The following is a 23,021-nucleotide window of genomic DNA, read 5'->3' as shown; positions in this document are numbered from 1 at the left end:
ATCTCCTTCCCTTACTTACTCTTACGACCACGAACGATGAACTTAGTTGAGTTCTTCTTCTTATCGCGAGTCTTCTTACCAACAGTCTTCTTACCCCATGGGGACAATGGACTTGGCAAACCAACAGGAGCCTTACCTTCACCACCACCGTGTGGGTGATCGTTAGGGTTCATTACAGAACCACGAACGTGTGGGCGCTTTCCACGCCAACGGTTACGTCCGGCCTTACCCCAGTTGATCAATGAGTGTTCAGCGTTACCAACTTCACCGATCGTTGCACGGCTGGTTTCAAGAACCAAACGAACTTCACCAGAAGTCAAACGAACGATTGTGTACTTACCATCACGTCCCAAGATTTGGGCTGAGGCACCAGCTGAACGAGCCAACTGTCCACCCTTACCAGGCTTCAATTCGATGTTGTGAACCAAAGTACCTTCAGGGATTGCGCTCAATGGCAAGGCATTACCGACCTTGATGTCGGCATCAGGACCAGATTGAACCTTATCGCCAACCTTAAGTCCCTTAGGCGCCAAGATGTAAGCCTTGATACCATCTTCATAGATGATCAAAGCAATGTTAGCAGTACGGTTTGGATCGTATTCGATGGCCTTAACAGTGGCAGACTTGTTGTCCTTCACCCGCTTAAAGTCGATAATACGATAGGCCTGCTTGTGCCCACCAGCCTTGTGGCGAACTGTCATACGACCTGATGCGTTACGGGCACCAGTCTTTGACTTTTTAGCCAACAAACTCTTTTCAGGCGTCGTCTTAGTGATTTCTGAGAAATCAGAAGCCGTCATGTTACGACGTCCATTTGAGGTTGGCTTAAATTTCTTGATAGCCAATGTCTTATCCTCCTATATAAAAATTAACCTTCGTTAAAGATTTGAATATCTTTTGAGTCAGCCTTCAAAGTAACAGTGGCCTTCTTCATCTTACGAGTGAAGCCAACATAGCGACCTTGACGCTTCTTCTTACCGCGAACATTTGCGGTGTTAAGACGAGCAACTTGTACATCGAAAACTTCTTCGATTGCTCGCTTGATTTCTGGCTTAGTAGCCCGAACATCGACTTCAAAGACGTAACGCTTCATTTCAGTTTGCGCCATTGAAGCTTCGGTAATGATTGGGCGGCGGATAATATCGCGTGCATCCATTAGGCGAGACCTCCTTGGATTTCTTCGATCGCTGCTTGAACAACCACCAACTTGTCGGCGTTAACAACGTCCAAGACGTTAATACCCTTTGTTGTCATCACTTGAACGTTTGCCAAGTTACGAGCTGACAACAATGCGTTTTGGTTATCTTCATCAACGATTACCAAAGCCTTTGAATCCACAGCCAAGTTAGCCAAGACTTGCTTGAAGTCCTTGGTCTTAGCTTCAGAAAAGGCCAAAGCATCAACAACGACCAACTTGTTATCAGCCAACTTTTGTGACAAGGCTGACTTCAAGGCTAATTGATAAGCCTTCTTGTTGATCCGGTATGAGTAAGAACGAGGGGTTGGACCGAACACGATTCCACCACCACGCCATTGTGGAGCGCGGATAGAACCTTGACGGGCACGACCAGTTCCCTTTTGCTTCCATGGCTTACGACCACCACCAGAAACAGCGGAACGGTTCTTAACCGCGTGCGTTCCTTGACGCATTGATGCGCGTTGCATCAAAACAGCGTCAGTAATCACAGCATTGTTTGGTTCAACAGCGAAAACTGCATCTTGTAGATCCAAGTCAGCTGACTTTGAACCATCTTGCTTTAATACAGCAACTTTTGTCATGATTGATTGTTCTCCTTTCTATAAATTTTTATGCTTCTTCATCAGCCTGAGCATCAGCAGCTGGCTTTGAGCCGGCCATCTTGATTTCAGGGTGCTTTGCGTTTGTCTTAACAGTTGACTTGATGGTCAAAAGTGACTTGTTGGCACCAGGGACGTTACCCTTCAACAACAACAAGTTGTTTTCAACATCAACGTGCACAACAGCAATGTTTTGCATTGTGCGCTTACGGTTACCCATCCGACCTGGCAACAACTTACCAGGGAAGACGCGGTTAATGATGGCACCCATTGAACCTGGGCGACGGTGGTAACGAGAACCGTGGCTCATAGGACCACGTGATTGTCCCAAGCGCTTGATTGCACCTTGGAAACCGTGTCCCTTAGTTACACCAGTAACATCAACATATTCACCGGCTTGGAAAGTGTCAACAGCAATTGCATCCCCAACGCTGTATTCGCCTTCCGCATCACGGACTTCACGAATGTAGCGCTTAGGGGCTGTGTTGGCTTTTGCAACGTGGCCTTGTTCAGGTTTGTTTGACAAAATCTCGCGCTTGTCTTGGTAACCCAACTGCAAAGCGTTGTATCCATCAGTTGCTTGCGTCTTAACTTGCAAAACAACGTTTGGAGTAGCTTCAACAGCAGTCACGGCGATCAATTCACCAGATTCAGTAAAAACCTGAGTCATACCGACTTTACGGCCTAAGATACCTTTAGTCATGACTAATCTCCTTCATTTCGTCGCTAAATTATTTTAGCGGGGTGGTACTTATTAGAGCTTGATTTCAATTGCAACACCTGCTGGCAATTCAAGCTTACGCAATGCGTCAACTGTCTTGTCAGTAGGGTTCACAATGTCGACCAAACGCTTGTGAGTTCGCATTTCGAACTGTTCACGAGCATCCTTGTACTTGTGGGGTGAACTAAGCACCGTGTACAATGTCCGTTCAGTAGGCAAAGGAATTGGGCCGGCAATTTCTGCGCCAGTCCGCTTTGCTGTTTCAACAATCTTGTCTGCTGATTGGTCCAAGATACGGTGTTCGTATGCCTTCAAGCGGATACGGATCTTCTTTTGTGCCATTTTGTGCCTCCTCGTTGATTTTGTAAATCAGCTAACTCCGATCAAAAACCGACAACACCTTGCAGTGTTTGCGCGCCCATGGCAACGCGGCCGCGCGTGTCGCAACCTTAATCATCATCGCTAAACGTTGATACACCAGTCTTTTTAGGGGGTTTGCATCGGCAACCCCAAAAGGCGTACTTGAATATAATAACAGAAAAACCCTTGCATAGCAAGGGTTTTTCCGGGTTTTTTAGGGGAATTTTGTGAGAACTTTTGTCCAGCAAAATTCAAGCAAAATGTTTTTTGTCTTCAAATATTTTACCAAATTTTAGTTTTTCTTACTATAGTAAGTTCATCCAGAAAAAAAGCAGGAACGAATATGTTTCGTTCCTGCTTTATGAATACTATTTGTTATTTTAACTATTCATCCGAAAAACTTCCAATACGGGTGGCTGAATATAAGAACGAACTTTCCGATTTTGTTTATCAGCCCACTTCACCACGAAACCCCAATTCCTAACAAATACTTCTGATTCAAAACGACTTAACACCAAATTATTGGATTGATCTTCAGCTTCGTTAAATACATGAAATTCCGCCATATCAACCCCGGTAAATTCAACCTTAGCATTCTGAAAGACCAATAACTTGGTTTTCTTCCAGGGCAGTACCGGCAAAATTTCAAAGAAGGTATATTGATTGGAATAATAGACACCAAAATGGTAGTACTTCAACCTCCCTAGCTGTCGTAAGTTATTTTTAAGAACCTGGTTATCAGTAACAACTTCCATCGTTTGATAATTATTTTTATAGTTGATTACTACCAAAATAGCCCGCCAGACAACAGCATAAAAGATAATCAAAACTGGAATAACATTGGCCTCTAGGACTAGCCATCGATTAGTTGTAGACGAGACTCCACCTGGGCGAATTAACCCTTTCAGTTCAATGGTAATGATGGCAAGCCACATTAAAATAAAGAAGGCTATCAACCCCATTGAATGAATGACAATAAACTTTTGTTTCTCTTTTCGTTCTTGAAAGTAAATATCAAACATTAAACCATTCCTTTTTAATTATTTAGTTTACAGACGAATTTAGATATTAGCAAATTATATTCTTCTAAGCCGTCTTTCCTGAAAATGAGGTTAATAATACTGACACAACTTCAGCAACTCCATCACCCACCGATAAACCTGCCAATGGTATAAATAGGACCGCTGTAGCAGCCACTGCGCCAATACCAACAGCTGCATATGGGCTAAAATGTTCAAGGTTTTGCATCACTTCATTATAATTAGCCTTTTGTGTTTCTGTTAATTTATTTCCTGATTGAAAATCACCCAATCCTCCGTTGTTGATATAAATATCAAAAACAATTGAAGTTTTTCCCTTTAATTGATCATTACTTTGATTTGGATTATCATCAGAAATTGCAATTGTAATGTGCGTTGAGCTTTCTAACCCTCGAAGCTTATAAGAATGCTCAACACCAAAAGTAACAAAACCACTTGTAAGACCGGCAGTGAACTTATCCATACTTTCAGATAATGATACATCTGAAACTGGTCCACCTGCTTGATTAATTGTTGTTGCAAGAGATGGTTCAATTTTACCGTTACTAATCGTGTATTGCTTAGAAACATTTGTTTCTGAACCAAATTAGAACAAAGATACATAGCTTTTATTGAAAAACTTACTCATAAATAAAATCTAACTTTCAGTAGTATCTTCTACCGCAACATCTTAAACTCCAAGAAGGCATCGTTATACCGCTCCGTCCATTTCTGGTTAAGGGTCTGATAAACCTGGAGCCGGTCAAGGATACTGGTGCTAGGGTAAAAGGCCTGGTTGGACTTTTCGGATGCCGGCAATAGGTCGTAGGCCTTTTGGTTGGCAGTCGCATAGCCAACGTACTCGGCGTTTTGCTTGGCATTTTCTGGTTCGTTCATGAAGTTGATAAAGGCGTAGGCTGCGGCCTTATGCTTGGCGTTCTTGGGAATCACCAAGTTATCAAACCATTCGTTGGACCCGTCTTTTGGTACTAAGTAGGCCAGGTTGGCATTTTGTGACATTGCCTGGGCCGCCTCACCGGAGTAGGTCACGCCGATGTTGGCTTCGCCCTGGGCCATGTAAATCTTTAGTTCGTCGGCAACAATCGCCTTCACGTTTGGCATCAGGGTACTTAATTTGCCCTTGGCTGCGGCCAAATCGGCCACGTTTTGGTCATTAACCGACTTGCCTTGGGAAATTAGTGTCATCCCCAGAATATCGCGGGCGGAATCAACTAGCATAATCTGGCCTTTGAACTGCGGCGACCAGAGCTTGGACCAGGTATCAATCTGGTCGGGTCTGACCTTGGTCTTGTTATACAAGATCCCGAGGGTCCCCCAGAAGTACGGCACCGAGTAGCGGTTACCCTTATCAAAGGTCTGGTTTAAGAACCGGGCGTTAATGTTCCCCATCCCCGTCAGTTTGCTCTTATCAAGCGGGGATAAGAGCCCTTCCTTGGCCATCTTTTCCACCATGTAATCGGATGGCACAGTCAGGTCGTAGTTGGTCCCACCCTGCTTAATCTTGGTGTACATCGCCTCGTTGGAATCAAAGGTCTGGTAGTTAACCTTGTAGCCGGTCTCTTTAGTGAACTTCGTCAGCAAGTCCGGGTCAATGTAATCGCCCCAGTTATAAAAGTTTAAAACCTTGTCACCGCTAACTTCATCTTTGCGACTATTGTCAAATGCAACCTTGCCAACCAGCAAGCCCCCCACCGCTAACAAAATCGCCAGGATACTAATCATAATCTTTTTCATTTGACCTTCTCCTTTGGCGCAAAGACTTTACCGGCCTGGTGATAATGACGGTATAGGTAGTAGCCAGATGCTCCGAGCAAGGACAGCAAGAAAATTAAAGCGGACAGGGCGTTAATTTCGAGCGAAACCCCCTGCCGAGCCCGGGAGTAGATTTCAACCGCTAAAGTTGAAAAGCCATTGCCCGTGACAAAGAAGGTCACGGCGAAGTCGTCTAACGAATAAGTCAAAGCCATAAAGAAGCCCGCCACAATTCCGGGCATAATCACCGGCAAAGTCACCTGGCCCAAGACCTGGGTTGGCTTAGCCCCTAAGTCCTGGGCGGCCAAAGCTAGGTCGGGGTTCATTTCCTGCAGCCGGGGCAAGACCATCAACACCACAATCGGAATCGAAAAGGCAACGTGAGCTAATAAGACCGTCGTAAAACCGAGGGCAAAGCCTAAGGTCGTAAAGAAAATCAAGAAGGAGGCCCCGATAATTACATCGGGTGAAACCAACAAAACATTATTTAATGACAATAGGACTGTCTTTAGTGCTTGCCGGTGAGTCCGGAAAATAGCCAGAGCACCGAGTGTCCCAACAATCGTGGCAATCAGTGATGACAGCAGGGCTAAAATCGCCGTTTCAAAGACAATGTCAATTAACCGAGTATCCTGCCAGAGTTCAACATAGTGCTTAAAGGAAAAGCCGGCAAAGCCCTGCATTGTTGTGCCGGCATTGAAGGAATAGGCCACCAGGTAAATAATTGGCAGGTACAGCAATAGAAAAATAAAGACCAAGTAAGTCGTTTTTAATTTTTTCATGACCGACCTCCCCGTTTTTTATCTTGGGTCAGCACCATCGTAACCACCATCGCGATAATCAAAATCACGCCAATCGTGGCCCCAAATCCCCAGTTTTGAGTGGCTAAGAAGTGCTCCTCAATCGCCGTTCCCAGGGTAATAACCCGGTTACCGCCGATTAAGCGGGTAATCATAAAGAGTGACAGGCTGGGGATAAAGACCGCTTGGATGCCGGCTTTTACCCCCGGCAAGGACAATGGCCAAATTACCTTTTTCAAGGTTTGCCAGCCACTAGCGCCTAGGTCCCGGCTGGCAGCTGCCAGCAATGGGTCGATTTCATTTAAGCCATTAAAGATTGGCAAAATCATAAAGGGAAGCTCAATGTAAGCTGCAACTAACAAGAAAGACCAATCCGTAAAAAGCAGTTGGACCGGGTGAAAACCAGCCTCGGACAACGTACTATTAATCAGGCCGCTATGACCAAACAGGCCAATAAAGGCGTAGGTTTTCAACAACAAGTTAATCCAGGTTGGTAAGATCACCATCAAAAGCCAAAACTGCTTATTTTTCAATGTCGTTAAAAAGTAGGCCGTTGGGTAAGCCAAGACCAGCGTGACCACCGTAATTAAAAAAGCGTACCAGACCGAATTAAAGGCCATTGCCAAATACGTTCCAGATGTAAAGAAAGTCTGGTAGTTTGCCAGGGTAAACCCATGACCCGGTGCCTGGACAGATTCGACTAAGAGTAAGACCAGCGGTGCCACCACGAATAATACTAACCAAATCCCATAGGTCGCCATATAAAAATTCGTAAAGTGCCGTTTTTGCTTGTTAAAGGAGGTCGTCATGCCTGGCCCCCTTCTGTCCCGTCATCCTCGTAGGCTTCCAGGCGGGCATCAAAGGCTGCTTCACTTTCGTGGTAGCGCATGATATGGATGTCTTCGGGGTCAAAGGTCAGGCCAACCCGGTCACCAACGACCGCAGGGTTAGTGGCCTGGACCTGCCACTCGTTTTGGTCATCGTCGACTGCAGTAATTTCATAGTAGTCACCACGGAAGAGTTGGTCTTTAATTGTCACCACTAACTTTCCTTCGACCGGCCTTACCAAATCCAAATCTTCAGGTCGTAAAACAACTTCGACCGGCTCATTGGCTTTCATTCCAGCATCAACGTTATCAAAGTCTCTACCGACAAAGTGAACCAGGTAGTCTTTTTTCATCACACCGGGAACAATATTAGTTTCCCCAATAAAGTCGGCAACAAAGTGGTTAATCGGTTCATCGTAAATATCTTCCGGCGTCCCGTTTTGCTGGATTTTGCCATCGTTCATGACAAAAATCCAGTCAGACATGGCAAGGGCCTCTTCCTGGTCGTGGGTAACGAAAACAAAGGTGATTCCTAACCGCTTTTGAATATTACGGAGTTCTTGCTGCATTTCCTTGCGGAGCTTGTAGTCTAAGGCGGACAAGGGTTCGTCTAAGAGCAAAAGTTCTGGGTCGTTTGCCAGGGCCCGGGCAATAGCGACTCGCTGTTGCTGACCACCGGATAATTCGGTAATTTCCCGGTTTTCAAAACCAGCCAACTTCACCAAAGCCAGCATCTCATGGACTTTTTCTTTAATAGCGGTCGGGGACAACTTCTTCAACCGGGGACCAAAGGCGACGTTGTCAAAAACGCTCATATTAGGAAACAGAGAATAGTTCTGAAAGACAGTGTTAACTCGTCGCTTTTCGGCTGGCAGGTCGTTAATCACCTGTCCTTCAAAGTAAATTTTGCCGGAGTCTGCTTGAAGTTGACCGGAAATCAGCTTTAAAATCGTCGACTTTCCAGACCCAGATGGGCCGAGTAAAGTATAAAACTGGCCTGATTCGAGTTCCAAGTCAATTCGCTTTAAAACCTCCGTTTCCCCAAAGGACAAGGCGACCTGGTCAAAGGCCAACAGTGCTTTTTGATCTTCCATAATACTTCTCCCCTTTATTTGGTAGTGAGACTCACTACCCCTATTATGTACCAAAAAAGCAGGCCAGAAAACTGACCTGCTTTTGGCTCAAACGAAAGTCGCAATTAAGCTTCCTTACCTTGGGCCTTAATGATTTCTTCTTGAACGTTCTTAGGAACAGCTTGATAGTGGTCGAATACCATCTGGAAAGTACCACGTCCTTGCGTTGATGAACGCAAAGTCGTTGCATAACCGAACATTTCTGACAAAGGCACTTGTGCCTTAACAGCTAAAACAGGTCCACGGTTTTCTTGTCCTTCAATCAAACCACGACGTGCAGAAACATGTCCCATCACATCACCAAGGTTTTCTTCAGGAACAACGATATCAACAGCCATGATTGGTTCCAAAATAACGGCACCGGCAGTCTTTGAAGCTTCCTTCAAAGCAAGTGAAGCGGCAATCTTAAAGGCAGCTTCAGAAGAATCGACATCGTGGTAAGAACCATCGTACAAACGTGCCTTCAAGTCAACCAATGGGAAACCGGCCAATGGACCAGCATTCATTGCTTCCTTCAAACCAGCTTCAACTGAAGGGATGTATTCACGAGGAACAACACCACCGACAATATCATCTTGGAATTCGAAGCCTTCACCTTCATCGTTAGGACCGAATTCAATCCAAACGTCACCATACTGTCCCTTACCACCAGACTGGCGCTTGAAGAATCCACGAGCTTCAACAGTCTTCGTAAATGCTTCACGGTAAGCAACTTGAGGTGCACCAACTTGGGCTTCAACGTTAAATTCACGGCGCATACGGTCAACCATGATATCCAACTGCAATTCACCCATTCCAGCGATCAAAGTATCACCAGTTTCAGGGTTGGTAGTAGCACGGAATGAAGGATCTTCTTCAGCCAACTTTTGCAAAGCAGTAGACAACTTGTCTTGGTCTGCCTTGGTCTTTGGTTCGATGGCCAATTCGATAACAGGTTCTGGGAATTCCATTGATTCAAGAATCAATGGGTGGTCAGTAGCAGTCAAAGAATCACCAGTAGTCGTGTTCTTCAAACCGATCGCAGCAGCGATATCACCTGAGAAGACTTCTTCGATTTCAGTCCGTGAAGTGGCGTGCATTTGAAGCAAACGACCAACACGTTCACGAGTATCTGAAGAAGTGTTTTGAACGTATGAACCTGATTGCAAAGTACCAGTATACACACGCATAAATGTCAAACGACCAACGAAAGGATCAGTCATGATTTTAAATGCCAAAGCCGCAAATGGCTTATCATCATCGGCAATCAAGTCAACTTCTTCATCCGTCTTAGGGTCAGTTGCGACATAAGGACGAACTTCTAGAGGACCTGGCAAGTAGTCAACAACGGCATCCAAAACCATTTGAACACCCTTATCCTTGTAGGCTGAACCTGCAAGAACTGGGTAGAATTCAAGTGCCAAAGTGGCACGACGGATAGCAGCCTTCAATTCATCAACAGAAATTTCTTGACCATCCAAGTACTTTTCCATCAATTCTTCATCGACGTCCGCAACCGCTTCAATCATGGTTTCGCGCTTAGTAGCAACGATTTCCTTGTAGTTGTCAGGAATTTCACGTGGTTCCCAGTTTGAGCCAAGGTCATCAGTTGGGTAGAAAGCTTGTTCAGTAACCAAGTCAATCACACCTTCAAAGCTGTCTTCGGCACCAATTGGCCATTGGATAGCTTCGGCGTTAACTTGCAAACGTTCGTGCATTGAGTTAACTGACATTTCAAAGTCAGCACCCAACTTATCCATCTTATTAACGAAAACAATCCGGGGAACGTTATAAGTAGTAGCTTGGTGCCAAACTGTTTCAGTTTGTGGTTCAACACCAGCGGCACCATCTAAGACGGCAACGGCACCATCCAACACACGAAGGGCACGTTCAACTTCGATCGTGAAGTCCACGTGACCTGGGGTATCAATGATGTTAACACGGTAAGGTGTGTTTTCGTATTGGTCAAAGAAGCCACGCCATACCGCAGTAGTAGCGGCTGACTGGATCGTGATTCCACGTTCCTTTTCTTGTTCCATGAAATCCATTTGTGAAGCACCATCGTGGGTTTCACCAATTTTGTGAATCTTACCAGTATAGTACAAGATTCGTTCTGTCGTAGTCGTCTTACCGGCATCGATGTGGGCCATGATACCGATGTTACGAGTACGGTCAAGCGGGTATTCACGCTTTGCCATTATGATCTCCTAATTTTTATCCTGTTTGCAACAAAAAGCGACCAAGAATTTTGTTCGCTTTTTGAAAAATTATGAGCCGGTTAGTAGGCTCGAATTGCTTGGTTTAAGCCAAGCAACTGCGATATCCTACCAACGGTAGTGAGCGAAGGCACGGTTGGCTTCTGCCATCTTGTGAGTGTCCTCGCGCTTCTTAACTGAAGCACCGTTTTCGTTGGCTGCGTCAATGATTTCCTTAGCCAAGCGTTCGTCCATTGTATGTTCGTTACGCAAACGAGCATAGTTAACCAACCAACGCAAGCCCAAAGTAGTCCGACGGTCAGGACGAACTTCGATTGGAACCTGGTAGTTAGATCCACCAACACGACGTGCCTTAACTTCCAAGACAGGCATGATGTTTTCCATTGCTTGTTGGAAAACTTCTAGTGGATCGTTTCCAGTAGTTTCCTTGATACGGTCAAAGGCATCGTACAAGATTGTTGATGCAGTACCGCGCTTTCCGTCGATCATCAACTTGTTGATCAAACGAGAAACTAACTTTGAATTGTAAATTGGGTCAGGCAAAACTTCCTGACGCTTCGTATAACCTTTACGTGGCATGAGTTTTCCTTTCCTTCTTACTTCTTAGGAGCTTTCGTTCCGTACTTAGAACGTGAAGTCATTCGACCTTCAACACCGGCAGTATCCAAAGCACCACGGATAACGTGGTAACGAACACCAGGCAAATCCTTAACACGACCACCACGGATCAAAACAACCGAGTGTTCTTGCAAGTTGTGCCCGATACCTGGGATATAAGCCGTAACTTCGTACAAGTTTGACAAACGTACACGAGCGTACTTACGCAAAGCTGAGTTAGGCTTCTTTGGTGTCAAAGTTCCGACACGAGTGGCAACGCCACGCTTTTGTGGGGCAACGTTGTTCGTTGCCTTCTTCTTCATTGAGTTGTAGCCGAAGTTCAAGGCTGGTGACTTTGACTTAGTCGCTTGAGACTTACGTGACTTACGAACCAATTGGTTAATTGTAGGCATCCTACTGTTCTCCTTAACTTTTGTTTTCACAGTTCCAGGTGTGTCATTTTTGTCAATAAACAAAAGTGCTCCCGGAAGTCCTGCTTAGACTTACCTTTACACTGCCTTTTTGACGGAGTTAACCGACAAAAGTGGCAAATGACTTAAAAGCACGTTGAATATAATAGCAGATTATGGGCCGAAGTCAAGGGCTTTTTCTAGGTTTTTTCCGTAAAAATTTGTTCTTTTTCTCGCTGGCAAATTCAACCTTAAAATGGCAGTTGAAAATTCTTTTTAATTGACTGAAATAATTTACCTTCTACTTCGAACTATATAGTATGGAAAACTTATTTATTTTACTCACCCAATTCATTGTCACTTCACTGATTCTCTGCCTAGCTGACCGGTCATCAACCGGAGTTAGCCTGTGGACCGACCGGTCTTATTGTTTTACCTGCAAGACACCACTTGCCTGGTTCGACCTCATCCCCCTTCTGTCGGCCTTATGGTCTCGGGGACGGTGCCGGTACTGCCAGAAAAGGTTTACTACCTGGTGGGAAACGATTGTTTTGGAACTCTTAGTGCCGGTGGCAGCCACCCTGGTCTTTATAGTCAGCGGACTTGGTTCTTTGGCGACCTTCTACCTGTTATTGTTCTTAGCGCGAGAGGACGCTCTAACCAAGACCTGCTCGGCTTATTTGGCCTGGCTAGCGTTCGTCGGTGTTCTGGTCTTTAACCAGCAGCAAGCATCTGACTGGCCAGTCTTTTTCTTTCTGTGGTCACTGCTTAGCTACCTCTCTTGGCAAGACCAATTAGGTAACGGGGACATTCCCGTGATCTTACTGCTCTTTGCCACGATGTCCTTGGCTGGTTTTGCTTTAGCACTGATGGTAGCAAGCATAACTGCCCTGGCAGTCTGTTGGCTCTGGCAAAACCAGTCGGTGCCACTGATTCCTTATTTATTTTGGGGCTGGTTGGTGAGTGAGTTAGCAAACTATTGGTTTCAAAAATAAAGAAAGCGTGCACGGAGGGCACGCTTTTACTTATAAATTAAATATCATAATTACCGCATCAAAAGCATAATGAACATAGATTGAGGCACGAATTGAACCGGTCTTATACCAAGCATAGGTAATAAAAGAATAACCCAATCCTATAATCAGCAACGCGCCCCATTTCCATTGGTAGGTATTGCCATGCAGCATGGCAATCATGAAGTCATTGAAGAGAAAAGTATAAAGCACCCCATACTTATACCGTTTAACTAATTGATGAAAGGCGGTAAAAATTGTCACTTCTGATAACTCTTCCAAAGTCACTTGGAATACCAACCAAATTAACATAAGAAAGAAAATAGGTTGTCCGTAATGACTACCAATCATTTGCTGAATAGGATTTTCTCCATCATTCACATTTTTAAAAAAATACCATTCAATCCAATCTATTATAAATTCAAAAGCCAAGAATCCAACTACTAAAACAGAACCTTGAATCAGGAACGGACGACTAATTGATTGAAATAACTTTTTAAGCCCGGCCTTGCCCCAAAAAACAAACGGAATAATTAAAACAGGCGGAAACCAGGCTACTTCCGAAAGTGGCTGGTTAATAGCTGACACGACAATAATTGAAAAAACCCATAAATAAACAATAATAAGTCTTTTGCGATTAAATTCAGTTGGCATCGTTACTTCCTTTCTGTGTAAATACCAACAGTCAATCTTTATTTTCTGATACTATTATTCAATCTTTTCTTTGTTCACCAAACTAAATTATACTAAAAAATTTTAATATATTAAATAAATAATTATTTAATGATATATTTTAAACTAAAAATAAAAAACGCATGATTTTCAGAATTAACCAACAAAAAAGACCAGCCTCACAGCCGGTCTTTTTGCTTACGCTTCTTTTGCCTGGTCATCGCCAGGGTGTTTTACTTTTAATTGAACTTCGCCATTTTTGGCACCAATGGTAACCACGTCTTCGGCGGAAATTTGACCATCCAGCAAAGCTTCAGACAACTTGTCTTCCACTTCAGTTTGGATCACCCGTCGGACTGGTCTGGCTCCGTATTCCCGGTCATAGCCCTTATTAGCAATCGCATCGATAGCGGCCTCGGTCATCTTAACCTTGACGCCTTGTTCAGCAACCCGCCGCAAGAGTGACTTGGTCATCAAGCGGACAATTTGCCGGACTTCTGGTTGACTCAAGGCATCGAAGACCAGAACTTCATCGATTCGGTTGATAAATTCAGGACGGAAAGTTTCCTTAACCGTTTCCCGGATTTTAGCTTCAACCGCTTGGTTATCATCGTGCAAATCAGTCGAACCAAAACCAAGCATCTTTTCATCACGCAACCGGGTTGCTCCCAAGTTGGAAGTCATGATAATCACAGTATTGCGGAAGTTAACCTTACGACCCTTGGCATCGGTCAAAAAGCCATCATCAAAGACCTGCAACATCAAATTGTAGATATCGGGGTGGGCCTTTTCAACTTCATCCAGTAAGACGATTGAGTAAGGGTGGTTGCGGACCTGTTCCGTCAACTGACCACCCTGGTCGTAGCCAACATAGCCGGGGGCCGAACCAATCAACCGGGAAGCCGAGTACTGTTCTTGGTACTCTGACATATCCACCCGGATCATGTTGTCTTCTGAGCCAAACATCAACTCCGACAGAGCCTTGGCCAATTCAGTCTTTCCAACCCCAGTTGGGCCAAGGAACAAGAAAGTTCCAATTGGCCGCTTCGGGTCAGCTAAGCCAGACCGTGAGCGCCGGATTGACCGGGCGACAGCGGAAACTGCCTTCTTTTGGCCAATCACCCGCTTGCCTAATTCCTTTTCCAAGTTAACCAACTGGTCAGACTCGGCCTTTTCAACCTGGGTCAAAGGAACGCCGGTCTGCTGAGAAATGACTTGAGCGATATTGGCCGGTGTAACCTTTAAGCCAAAGGACTGGTCCTTTTCCTGCTTCTTTTCCTTGCGAAGCAGTGACCGGTCGATTTTCTTACGTAGTTCCATTTCGGCTAAGCGCAATTCGGCCGCCTTTTCAAAGTCCATTGCTGCAATCGCGTCATCTTTTTCTTGCTGGATTCGAACCAATTCGGCCCGGGCCTTATGCAGTGGTGTTGACCGGTCGACATCGTCAATTCGAACTTTGGCAGCCGCCTCATCGACCAGGTCAATCGCTTTATCGGGTAAGAACCGACTAGTAATGTACCGGGCTGACAAATTCACCGCCGCCTCAATGGCAGCTGGTTCAATATCCACCTGGTGGAACGACTCGAACTTATCTTTAATCCCATTCAAGATGGTAATTGCTTCTTCGCTTGAGGGCTCGTTAATTGTCACTTGAGCAAACCGCCGTTCTAAGGCGGCGTCTTGTTCGATGTACTGCTGGTACTCATCAAAGGTTGTCGCACCAAGCATTTGCAACTCACCCCGGGCCAAGGCTGGTTTCAGGATATTAGCGGCGTCAATCGCCCCTTCTGCCCCTCCAGCACCAACCAGGGTATGGAGTTCATCAACGAACAAGACGACCTGGCCGTCGTCTTCGATTTCTTCAATCAGTTGCTTCAACCGACTTTCAAACTCACCACGGTACTTAGTGCCAGCAACCAAGGACCCCATATCAAGGGCCATCAAGCGCTTGCGCTTCAAGGAGTCGGGCACCTGTCCCTGAACAATTCGTTGAGCCAAGCCTTCGGCGATTGCTGTCTTTCCAACTCCTGGTTCACCAACCAAGACGGGGTTGTTCTTTGACCGACGAGAAAGGATTTGAACCACTCGGCGAACTTCAGTATCACGGCCAATCACAGGGTCCAACTTACCAGCCTTGGCGGACTGGGTCATATCCCGGGCCAGCTTATCAAGGGTTGGGGTGCCCTGCTTTTTTTCCTTGTCCTTTTGTTGTTTCATTTGCTTGCGGAGGTCCGTTACACCCAATCGGCGCAAAACGGCCTTATTCAACTCTTTCAAGTTGATATCCAAGCTCAGCAAGATCCGAGAAGACAGGATACTTTGGTCTTGGATTAAGGATAGGAGCAAGTGTTCTGTTCCAACTTCTTGCTGGTCCATCACCTCGGCCTGGTCAGCCGCCCACTTCAAAATCGAAGCCGCTTTAGGAGAATATGGTAGAACCGTCTTCTTATCCATTTCGCCTTCGATTCCAAAACCGGTATAAAACTGGACTTCTTCTTGGATTTCCTCGGCGGTCAAGTTAGACTCTGCCAAAACTTTGGCAGCGACACCATCCTTTTCTTCGGCTAAACCAAGGAGCAAGTGTTCCGTTCCAACCGCCCGGTGGCGGAAGTACTTGGCTTTTTCTTGTGCTAGTGACAAGACTTTTTGTGCTGATTTTGTATATTTACTTTCCATCTGCCCTCCTTAGTCATCAAGTGACGGGAACAAAAACCTCATATTGGTATATATTATAACGCAGGTTGGACTCTTCTTTAAAGACCATCAATGGTCAAAAGAAGACCAAGCACAGGCTTGGTCTTCTAATAAAAGTCTTAATCTGGATTTTTCAAACTCAGTTGCCACTGCAAGTAAGCGTTGATCAATGGGTCAAGGTCACCATCTAAGACCGCTTGTGGTTGGTTACTTTCGTAATTGGTCCGGTGGTCTTTTACCATTTGGTAGGGGTGCAAGACGTAAGAACGAATCTGGGAACCCCAGCCGTTTTCCATCTTCTCGCCGGACAGGGCTGCTCGTTCAGCTTCCTGCTTTTCTAATTCCAACTGGTACAATTTCCCCTTCAACAACCGCATCGCATAGTCACGGTTGCCATACTGGGTCCGCTCCACCGTTGAGGAAACAACAATCCCGGTTGGTTCGTGGGTCAAACGCACCCCGGTTGAAACCTTGTTGACGTTTTGTCCCCCGGCTCCACCAGAGCGGAAAACATCCATCTTGATGTCGTCATCACGCACTTCAACTTCGATGCTGTCATCCAATTCTGGCATCACATCAACCGAAACGAAAGACGTGTGCCGACGACCAGCAGAATCAAAGGGTGAAATTCGAACAAAGCGGTGAACACCCTTTTCAGACCGCAAGAACCCGTAGGCATTGTGGCCGGCGATTTTCAAAGTTGCCGAATCAATCCCGGCCTCGTCCCCAGCATGGTAGTCCAAGACTTCCACGTTAAAGTCGTGGCTATTAGCCCAGCGAGTATACATCCGGTAGAGGCTTTCACCCCAGTCGGTCGATTCAGTACCACCAGACCCCGGATGAATTTCTAAGATGGCGTTGTTTTCGTCGTATTCGCCCGTCAACAGTTGTTCCAAGTTGTAGGCTTCGACGTCTTTTTGCGTCTTTTCGACTAAGTCGGTCAATTCTTGCTGGCTATCCCCATCATCTGGGTCATCGCCAACCATCTCAATTAAGACTTCAATGTCTTCTGCTTGCGTTGACAAATTCAAAAAAGAATCGCGCCGCTTTTTTAAGACATTGGCTTTATCAATGACTTCTTGGGCTGACTTTTGGTCATTCCAAAAGTCAGGTTCGGTCATTTGGTATTCGTAATCGGCAATTTCTTCCGTCAAAGCATCCAGGTCCAAGGTCTTTTCAAACCGGGCAATATCTTCTTTGATTGTCGTTAATGCCTGCTTGGCTGCCACTAATTCCATGGCTAATCCTCCCATAAGAAAAGCGAACTTAACGTTCGCTTTCAAATTAAGCTGTTAAATTGTTGCGGATTTCGGCCTTCATAAAGGTTCGAGTAGCATCATACTCAATGTCAGCCACCATCTTCTTAAAGTTGGCAAAGGCTTCGTTTTGGTATTCAACCAATGGGTTCAACTGACCATAACCACGCAAACCAACTCCTTGGCGCAAGCGATCAAGGGCATCGATGTGGTCGGTCCAGTGTTGGTCAACCGTCCGCAAGATAACCACGCGTTCAAAGGCCAACATTTGATCTTCTTCGCTCAGGCTCTTCTTCTTGTCTTCCAAGTTTTCAAGGGCCAACTGGTACAAGCGGTCCTTAATGCCTTGGCGGTCTAAGTTTTGCAAGCGGACAGCCCCCTGCTTGCTGGTGGTCAATGAAGCTTCAACGTATTCAGTAATGGCGTCGATATCCCAACCGTCCAAGTTCTTACCCTCGGTGTGGGCATCAACCACGCGGTCGATTGTCCGCTTAATCATTGGCAACAAGACAGAGTCAAGGCTGTCTTTTTCATCCAAAACTTGGTCGCGTTCTTTATAAATCAATTCACGTTGTTCACGGACAACATCATCATACTGCAAAACATTCTTACGAGTATCGTAGTTGTTTCCTTCAACACGCTTTTGGGCTGATTCAACAGAACGAGTAATCCAACGGTGAGTAATGACAGTATCTTCATCATCCATGTTCATCCGTTGCAACATGGTCCGAACCTTTTCAGCTCCAAAACGAATCATCAAGTCATCTTGCAATGACAAGAAGAACTGTGAAGAACCATTGTCCCCTTGACGACCGGCACGTCCACGCAACTGGTTATCAATTCGACGTGATTCGTGTCGTTCTGTTGCAATCACGGCCAAGCCACCAAGCTCGTTGACACCAGGGCCTAATTTGATATCAGTACCACGACCGGCCATGTTGGTAGCAACCGTAACAGCACCACGCTGTCCGGCGTTGGCAATAATATCTGCTTCTTTTTCGTTGTTCTTAGCGTTCAAAACGTGGTGCGGAATCTTGTTAGCCGTCAACAACTTTGCCACCAATTCAGATGATTCAACTGAACCGGTTCCAAGCAAGATTGGTTGACCATTGGCGTGCAATTCTGCCACACGCTTGATGACCGCACTAAACTTGGTCTTCAATGACGGATAAAGCAAGTCGGGCAAATCTTGACGGGCAATTGGCCGGTTGGTTGGAATTTCAACGACTTCCATGTTGTAGATTTCGCGCAATTCTTCTTCTTCCGTCTTGGCAGTACCTGTCATACCAGACAACTTCTTGTACATCCGGAACAAGTTTTGGTACGTGATTTGCGCCATTGACTTGTTTTCTTCGCGAACCTCAACACCTTCCTTGGCTTCAATTGCCTGGTGCAAGCCATCAGACAAACGAGTTCCTTCAGAAATACGACCAGTTGATTGGTCAATCAACTTAACTTCACCTTCTTGAACAACATAGTCTTTGTCATCCAAGTAGTTAAAGTTGGCCCGCAAGGCCTGGTCGACGTGGTGAGTCAAGGCCGTGTTCTTGTCATCATACAAGTTATCCAAGTTGAAGAAGACTTCGGCGTTCTTGATTCCTTCACTAGTCAAAGAAGTGTTCTTACTTTCTTCATCGACCTTGTAGTCTTCATCGCGGGTCAACGTCTTAACAAAACGGTCAACTTGTTGGTACAAAGGTGAAATTCCTGAACCTGGACCAGAAATAATCAACGGTGTCCGGGCCGTATCAATCAAGATTGAATCAGCTTCATCAATCAAGGCGTAGTTCAAACCACGTTGCATCACGCGGTCTTCAGCCCGGTTCACCATGTTATCGCGAAGGTAGTCAAACCCAATGTTAAAGTTCGTTGAGTAAGTGATGTCGGCATCGTAAGCCTTACGCTTTTCGTCTGGTGAATCATCACCAACGTTGACCCCAACACTCAAACCAAGCCAGTTATACAACTGACCCATTTGTTCGGCATCTCGCTTTGACAAGTAATCGTTAACCGTAACAACGTGGACACCTTGTCCGGCTAAGGCGTTCAAATAAACTGCCATCGTGGCCGTCAAAGTCTTACCTTCACCAGTCTTCATTTCGGCCAAGTTACCACCGTGCAAAACGACGGCACCCATAATTTGCACCCGGTATGGGTACAAACCCAAAACTCGCTTAGCCCCTTCACGGGCAACGGCGAAGGCTTCTGGCAACATCCCTTCTAAGACCTTAGCAGTCTTTTTCAAGCGGGCAGTTTCATCTTTGATACCACCCAGTTCTTTTTGAATTTGGATTTGGAATTCTTGGGTCTTTTTTTGCAAGTCCTTGTCAGACATCTTGCTCATTGAATCCGCAAAAACTTCAACTTGGTCTGCAACCTTTTCAATCTTCTTTAATTGGTGCTTTGAGTTATCATATAATTTCTTGATTGGGTTTGCCATTGAAATTAGTGGTGTCGGTTAAACCGGCACCCTCCCTTCGTAAAAAAATCTCAATTAATTTTTGTAATTTTTCAGAATACTATGATTAAGTATACCAAAAAAAGCGCTTGAAAACTAGGTCAATCCTAGCTTCAACGCTTTTATTAATCTTAGTGGTGTGGGGTTGCTTGCAAAGTTTCTTGTCCACCCATGTAAGGACGCAAGGCTTCAGGAATTGTCACTGTTCCATCTTCGTTTTGGTAGTTTTCCAAAATAGCAGCAACCGTCCGACCAACAGCCAAACCAGAACCGTTCAAAGTGTGAACAAGTTCCAACTTACCAGCTTCGTTTCGGTAAGTAATGTGCATCCGACGGGCCTGGAAGTCACGGGTATTTGAAACTGATGAAATTTCGCGGTACATTCCCTGGGCTGGCAACCAAACTTCCAAATCATGCGTCTTGGCAGCTGAGAAGCCCATGTCCCCAGTTGAAAGGGTAATCACGTGGTATGGCAAACCTAACTTTTGCAAAATGTTTTCAGCATTTTGAGTCATCTTTTCCAATTCTTGGTCGGATTGGTCAGGTTTCGCAAACTTCACCATTTCTACCTTGTTGAATTGGTGCAAACGGATCAAGCCACGAGTGTCACGACCGGCTGCTCCAGCTTCCTTTCGGAATGATGGTGACAAAGCCGTGATTGAAATTGGCAAGTCTTCAGTTGGAATCGTTTCGCCAGAGTAGTAGTTCGTCAATGGTACTTCGGCTGTTGGAATATAAGTTTGGTCCAAACCGGCAACCCGGTAGGCATCATCTTGAAACTTAGGGTACTGACCCGTTCCAAACATTGATGAATCGTTGACCACGATTGGCGTAATCATTTCTGTATAGCCTTCTTCACGGTGTTGGTCCAACATAAAGTTGTACAACGCCCGTTCCAAACGAGCCCCATCACCAACATAGTACAAGAACCGGGCACCAGAAACCTTAGCACCACGTTCAAAGTCCAAGATTCCCAAGTCTTCACCGATTTCGAAGTGTGGTTTCAACCATTCAGGGGCTTGGTCGTGGGCTGCGGGACGACCTTCGTAATCACTTGGCGCCCACTGGCGTACTTCAACGTTTGCATCTTCATCAGGGCCAACCGGTACATCATCTTCGGCAATGTTTGGCAAATGGGCTGCTTGTTCTTGAACAGCGGCGTCCAATTCTTCCAACTCTTGGTCCAAGCCCTTGATTTCCTTAGCAACAGCCTGCATTTCTTGGATGGCAGCTGAAGCATCTTCCTTTTGGCGCTTAGCAAAGGCAATCTTGTCAGATGCTTCGTTTCGCTTGGCCTTCAAGTCTTCAACCTTAGCAATTAAGTCACGGCGCTTTTGGTCAGTATCCAACAACTTCTGCAAAACCCCTGCTTCAACCTTCCGGTCTTGCAACTTCTGTTCTGCTTCTTCTTGGTTCTTACGCAAATATTTTAAATCGAGCATCTTTAGCCCTCCCTTTTTGTATACAAAAAAGCGCTTTTCGTCTGACATTTTCATGTCAAGGGACGAAAAAGCGCAATCCGTGGTACCACCCTAGTTCTGCAGCATTCTGCAGCACTCATTAACCGGTAACGGCGGTAACCGAGCAACATTACTTGCTAGAGAACCCTATTGGAGTTTCGGTGGTGGACCTTTGCAGCAACCAGGACCTTTCTGTTGTCACCTACTGATGATAGGGCGTTTCTTTATTCTTAGTATAGCGATTTTAATAAAAAAAGGCAAGAAAAAAGAAGAGGAAGTCCTCTTCTTGTCATGGGCCATCCAGGACTCGAACCTGGGACCTCTGCGTTATCAACACAGCGCTCTAACCAACTGAGCTAATGGCCCATCTTTCGGCTGTCGCCTAAGCGAATGACGGGAATCGAACCCGCATAGCCAGCTTGGAAGGCTGGAATTCTACCATTGAACTACATTCGCATTATTTTTCTTCCTAGGGTCTCCCCTATGGCGCTGGACGGAATCGAACCGCCGACACATGCAGCTTCAATGCATTGCTCTACCAACTGAGCTACAGAGCCATCTCTTTTCCAACTTTATTGAAAAACGGTCACAACGGGGTTCGAACCCGTGATCTCCTGCGTGACAGGCAGGCGTCCTAACCAGCTAGACCATGCGACCAATTGCGGGAGTAGGATTTGAACCTACGACCTTCGGGTTATGGGCCCGACGAGCTACCGAACTGCTCCATCCCGCGATAATATTATTTCTTTTGGGAGTGCTCACACACTCAGAAGGAGAATGAGGGATTCGAACCCCCGCGCCGGTTTCCCGACCTGACGGTTTTCAAGACCGTTCCCTTCAGCCAGACTTGGGTAATTCTCCATTATCTTGATTGCTTATTACTAGACTTTCGCCTAAGGAGAATGAGGGATTCGAACCCTCGCGCCGATTTCTCGACCTGACGGTTTTCAAGACCGTTCCCTTCAGCCAGACTTGGGTAATTCTCCATTATTTGTCCTAATGGACCATGTTGGACTCGAACCAACGACCGGACGGTTATGAGCCGTCTGCTCTAACCAGCTGAGCTAATGGTCCGGCTCGAGTCTATCGCGGCGGGGGGAATCGAACCCTCGACCTCTCGGGTATGAACCGAACGCTCTAGCCAGCTGAGCTACACCGCGATACTTTGCTGTTATCCCAGCGATCGGGACGACAGGATTCGAACCTGCGACCCCCTGGTCCCAAACCAGGTGCTCTACCAAGCTGAGCTACGTCCCGTTTTCTTTTCGGACCATAAGCCCTGGGCCTTTCTCAAAACCCGATGCACCTAGCAGGAGTCGAACCTGCAACCTTCTGATTCGTAGTCAGACACTCTATCCAATTGCGCTATAGGTGCATATGCCGGCGACCGGGATCGAACCGGTACGATGTTTCCATCGCAGGATTTTAAGTCCTGTGCGTCTGCCTATTCCGCCACGCCGGCATTCCAAGCGAACAACGGGATTCGAACCCGCGACCCCCACCATGGCAAGGTGATGTTCTACCTCTGAACTATGTTCGCATAATATGCCGACTAAAGGATTCGAACCTTCGACCCCCGCTTTACAAGAGCGGTGCTCTACCAGCTGAGCTAAGTCGGCTGGATTGCCCGACGCGGCGTTTCTTGACTTTTCGCCAATGGACGATACAGGGATCGAACCTGTGACCCCCTGCTTGTAAGGCAGGTGCTCTCCCAGCTGAGCTAATCGTCCAATATAAAAAAAGAAGTTCCCTTCTTTTCTATGTACAGGCATCGCGTCGTCCTATCCTCGCAGCCAGCGTTCCGGCAACTACTTTCGGCGCTCTAGAGCTTAACTT

At 46.0% G+C, this 23,021-nt stretch carries 20 protein-coding genes and 15 tRNA genes; 1 reads left to right on the top strand and 34 read right to left on the bottom strand.

Features of this window, described 5'->3' with window-relative positions:
• Positions 1–11: 11 nt before the first annotated feature.
• The 14 genes from rplB to rpsL all read right to left on the bottom strand — a co-directional run bounded on the left by rplB (position 12) and on the right by rpsL (position 11,635).
• Complete coding sequence (gene rplB, locus AC5162_RS02270; protein WP_496533627.1) at positions 12–845, bottom strand: 50S ribosomal protein L2; 834 nt, start codon at positions 843–845, stop codon at positions 12–14.
• 23 nt (positions 846–868) lie between these two features.
• Complete coding sequence (rplW, locus tag AC5162_RS02265; RefSeq protein WP_496533626.1) at positions 869–1,156, bottom strand: 50S ribosomal protein L23; 288 nt, start codon at positions 1,154–1,156, stop codon at positions 869–871.
• Positions 1,156–1,779, bottom strand: a complete 624-nt coding sequence (rplD, locus tag AC5162_RS02260) for a 50S ribosomal protein L4 (protein ID WP_496533625.1) — start codon at positions 1,777–1,779, stop codon at positions 1,156–1,158. The genes rplW and rplD overlap by 1 nt, the downstream gene beginning before the upstream one ends.
• Before the next feature lie 28 nt (positions 1,780–1,807).
• Positions 1,808–2,500 (bottom strand): 50S ribosomal protein L3, encoded by a 693-nt coding sequence (rplC, locus tag AC5162_RS02255; RefSeq protein WP_496533624.1) that lies wholly within the window; start codon positions 2,498–2,500, stop codon positions 1,808–1,810.
• 51 nt (positions 2,501–2,551) lie between these two features.
• On the bottom strand, positions 2,552–2,860 hold the full coding sequence (gene rpsJ / locus AC5162_RS02250; protein WP_047975027.1) for a 30S ribosomal protein S10: 309 nt from the start codon (positions 2,858–2,860) through the stop codon (positions 2,552–2,554).
• Between the two features lie 398 nt (positions 2,861–3,258).
• Positions 3,259–3,900, bottom strand: coding sequence for a hypothetical protein (locus AC5162_RS02245; protein WP_496533623.1), 642 nt, complete (start codon positions 3,898–3,900; stop codon positions 3,259–3,261).
• A 64-nt stretch (positions 3,901–3,964) separates the two neighbouring features.
• Positions 3,965–4,381: a hypothetical protein gene (locus tag AC5162_RS02240; RefSeq protein WP_496533622.1), complete on the bottom strand. Its 417-nt coding sequence runs from the start codon at positions 4,379–4,381 to the stop codon at positions 3,965–3,967.
• A gap of 194 nt (positions 4,382–4,575) precedes the next feature.
• A complete protein-coding gene (locus AC5162_RS02235; RefSeq protein ID WP_496533621.1) occupies positions 4,576–5,652 on the bottom strand; it encodes an ABC transporter substrate-binding protein in 1,077 nt (358 codons plus the stop codon).
• Positions 5,649–6,452 (bottom strand): ABC transporter permease, encoded by an 804-nt coding sequence (locus AC5162_RS02230; protein WP_496533620.1) that lies wholly within the window; start codon positions 6,450–6,452, stop codon positions 5,649–5,651. The genes AC5162_RS02235 and AC5162_RS02230 overlap by 4 nt, the downstream gene beginning before the upstream one ends.
• Positions 6,449–7,279 carry an ABC transporter permease gene (locus AC5162_RS02225; protein ID WP_496533619.1) on the bottom strand — a complete coding sequence of 277 codons (831 nt, stop codon included), beginning with the start codon at positions 7,277–7,279 and terminating at the stop codon, positions 6,449–6,451. The genes AC5162_RS02230 and AC5162_RS02225 overlap by 4 nt, the downstream gene beginning before the upstream one ends.
• A complete protein-coding gene (locus tag AC5162_RS02220) occupies positions 7,276–8,391 on the bottom strand; it encodes an ABC transporter ATP-binding protein (RefSeq protein ID WP_496533618.1) in 1,116 nt (371 codons plus the stop codon). Before AC5162_RS02220 ends, AC5162_RS02225 begins: the two co-directional genes overlap by 4 nt.
• 104 nt (positions 8,392–8,495) lie before the next feature.
• Positions 8,496–10,607 carry an elongation factor G gene (gene fusA, locus AC5162_RS02215; protein ID WP_496533617.1) on the bottom strand — a complete coding sequence of 704 codons (2,112 nt, stop codon included), beginning with the start codon at positions 10,605–10,607 and terminating at the stop codon, positions 8,496–8,498.
• A gap of 126 nt (positions 10,608–10,733) precedes the next feature.
• Positions 10,734–11,204, bottom strand: coding sequence for a 30S ribosomal protein S7 (rpsG, locus tag AC5162_RS02210; protein WP_496533616.1), 471 nt, complete (start codon positions 11,202–11,204; stop codon positions 10,734–10,736).
• Positions 11,205–11,221: 17 nt separating this feature from the next.
• Positions 11,222–11,635 carry a 30S ribosomal protein S12 gene (gene rpsL / locus AC5162_RS02205; RefSeq protein WP_496533615.1) on the bottom strand — a complete coding sequence of 138 codons (414 nt, stop codon included), beginning with the start codon at positions 11,633–11,635 and terminating at the stop codon, positions 11,222–11,224.
• Positions 11,636–11,952: 317 nt separating this feature from the next.
• Here rpsL and AC5162_RS02200 point away from each other — a divergent pair, with 317 nt between their 5' ends.
• Complete coding sequence (locus AC5162_RS02200; RefSeq protein ID WP_496533614.1) at positions 11,953–12,627, top strand: prepilin peptidase; 675 nt, start codon at positions 11,953–11,955, stop codon at positions 12,625–12,627.
• Positions 12,628–12,657: 30 nt separating this feature from the next.
• On the opposite strand, the gene AC5162_RS02195 is transcribed toward AC5162_RS02200, so the two are convergent.
• From AC5162_RS02195 to AC5162_RS02100, 20 genes are all read right to left on the bottom strand, one after another.
• Positions 12,658–13,299 (bottom strand): CPBP family glutamic-type intramembrane protease, encoded by a 642-nt coding sequence (locus AC5162_RS02195; RefSeq protein WP_496533613.1) that lies wholly within the window; start codon positions 13,297–13,299, stop codon positions 12,658–12,660.
• Positions 13,300–13,515: 216 nt separating this feature from the next.
• Complete coding sequence (locus AC5162_RS02190; protein ID WP_496533612.1) at positions 13,516–15,993, bottom strand: ATP-dependent Clp protease ATP-binding subunit; 2,478 nt, start codon at positions 15,991–15,993, stop codon at positions 13,516–13,518.
• 137 nt (positions 15,994–16,130) lie between these two features.
• Positions 16,131–17,249 (bottom strand): peptide chain release factor 2, encoded by a 1,119-nt coding sequence (gene prfB, locus AC5162_RS02185; RefSeq protein ID WP_496533611.1) that lies wholly within the window; start codon positions 17,247–17,249, stop codon positions 16,131–16,133.
• A 46-nt stretch (positions 17,250–17,295) separates the two neighbouring features.
• Positions 17,296–19,707 carry a preprotein translocase subunit SecA gene (secA, locus tag AC5162_RS02180; RefSeq protein ID WP_496533610.1) on the bottom strand — a complete coding sequence of 804 codons (2,412 nt, stop codon included), beginning with the start codon at positions 19,705–19,707 and terminating at the stop codon, positions 17,296–17,298.
• Between the two features lie 149 nt (positions 19,708–19,856).
• Positions 19,857–21,167, bottom strand: a complete 1,311-nt coding sequence (serS, locus tag AC5162_RS02175; protein ID WP_496533609.1) for a serine--tRNA ligase — start codon at positions 21,165–21,167, stop codon at positions 19,857–19,859.
• Between the two features lie 310 nt (positions 21,168–21,477).
• Positions 21,478–21,551 (bottom strand) — tRNA-Ile (locus AC5162_RS02170).
• Between the two features lie 19 nt (positions 21,552–21,570).
• Positions 21,571–21,641: transfer RNA gene (locus AC5162_RS02165), tRNA-Gly, on the bottom strand.
• 28 nt (positions 21,642–21,669) lie between these two features.
• Positions 21,670–21,742 (bottom strand) — tRNA-Phe (locus AC5162_RS02160).
• Between the two features lie 26 nt (positions 21,743–21,768).
• Positions 21,769–21,842: transfer RNA gene (locus tag AC5162_RS02155), tRNA-Asp, on the bottom strand.
• A 2-nt stretch (positions 21,843–21,844) separates the two neighbouring features.
• Positions 21,845–21,918 (bottom strand) — tRNA-Met (locus tag AC5162_RS02150).
• A gap of 38 nt (positions 21,919–21,956) precedes the next feature.
• Positions 21,957–22,046: transfer RNA gene (locus AC5162_RS02145), tRNA-Ser, on the bottom strand.
• A gap of 35 nt (positions 22,047–22,081) precedes the next feature.
• Positions 22,082–22,171, bottom strand: a tRNA-Ser gene (locus tag AC5162_RS02140).
• A gap of 14 nt (positions 22,172–22,185) precedes the next feature.
• A tRNA-Ile gene (locus AC5162_RS02135) sits at positions 22,186–22,259 on the bottom strand.
• Positions 22,260–22,271: 12 nt separating this feature from the next.
• Positions 22,272–22,345, bottom strand: a tRNA-Met gene (locus AC5162_RS02130).
• A gap of 23 nt (positions 22,346–22,368) precedes the next feature.
• Positions 22,369–22,442, bottom strand: a tRNA-Pro gene (locus tag AC5162_RS02125).
• Positions 22,443–22,486: 44 nt separating this feature from the next.
• Positions 22,487–22,560: transfer RNA gene (locus AC5162_RS02120), tRNA-Arg, on the bottom strand.
• A 3-nt stretch (positions 22,561–22,563) separates the two neighbouring features.
• Positions 22,564–22,647, bottom strand: a tRNA-Leu gene (locus AC5162_RS02115).
• Between the two features lie 6 nt (positions 22,648–22,653).
• Positions 22,654–22,725 (bottom strand) — tRNA-Gly (locus tag AC5162_RS02110).
• 6 nt (positions 22,726–22,731) lie between these two features.
• Positions 22,732–22,804 (bottom strand) — tRNA-Thr (locus tag AC5162_RS02105).
• Positions 22,805–22,842: 38 nt separating this feature from the next.
• A tRNA-Val gene (locus tag AC5162_RS02100) sits at positions 22,843–22,915 on the bottom strand.
• Positions 22,916–23,021 lie beyond the last annotated feature (106 nt).

The sequence above is a fragment of the Fructobacillus sp. ChS1-6f1-1-27 genome (assembly GCF_059579415.1).
This window is presented reverse-complemented; position numbering and strand designations above follow the sequence as displayed.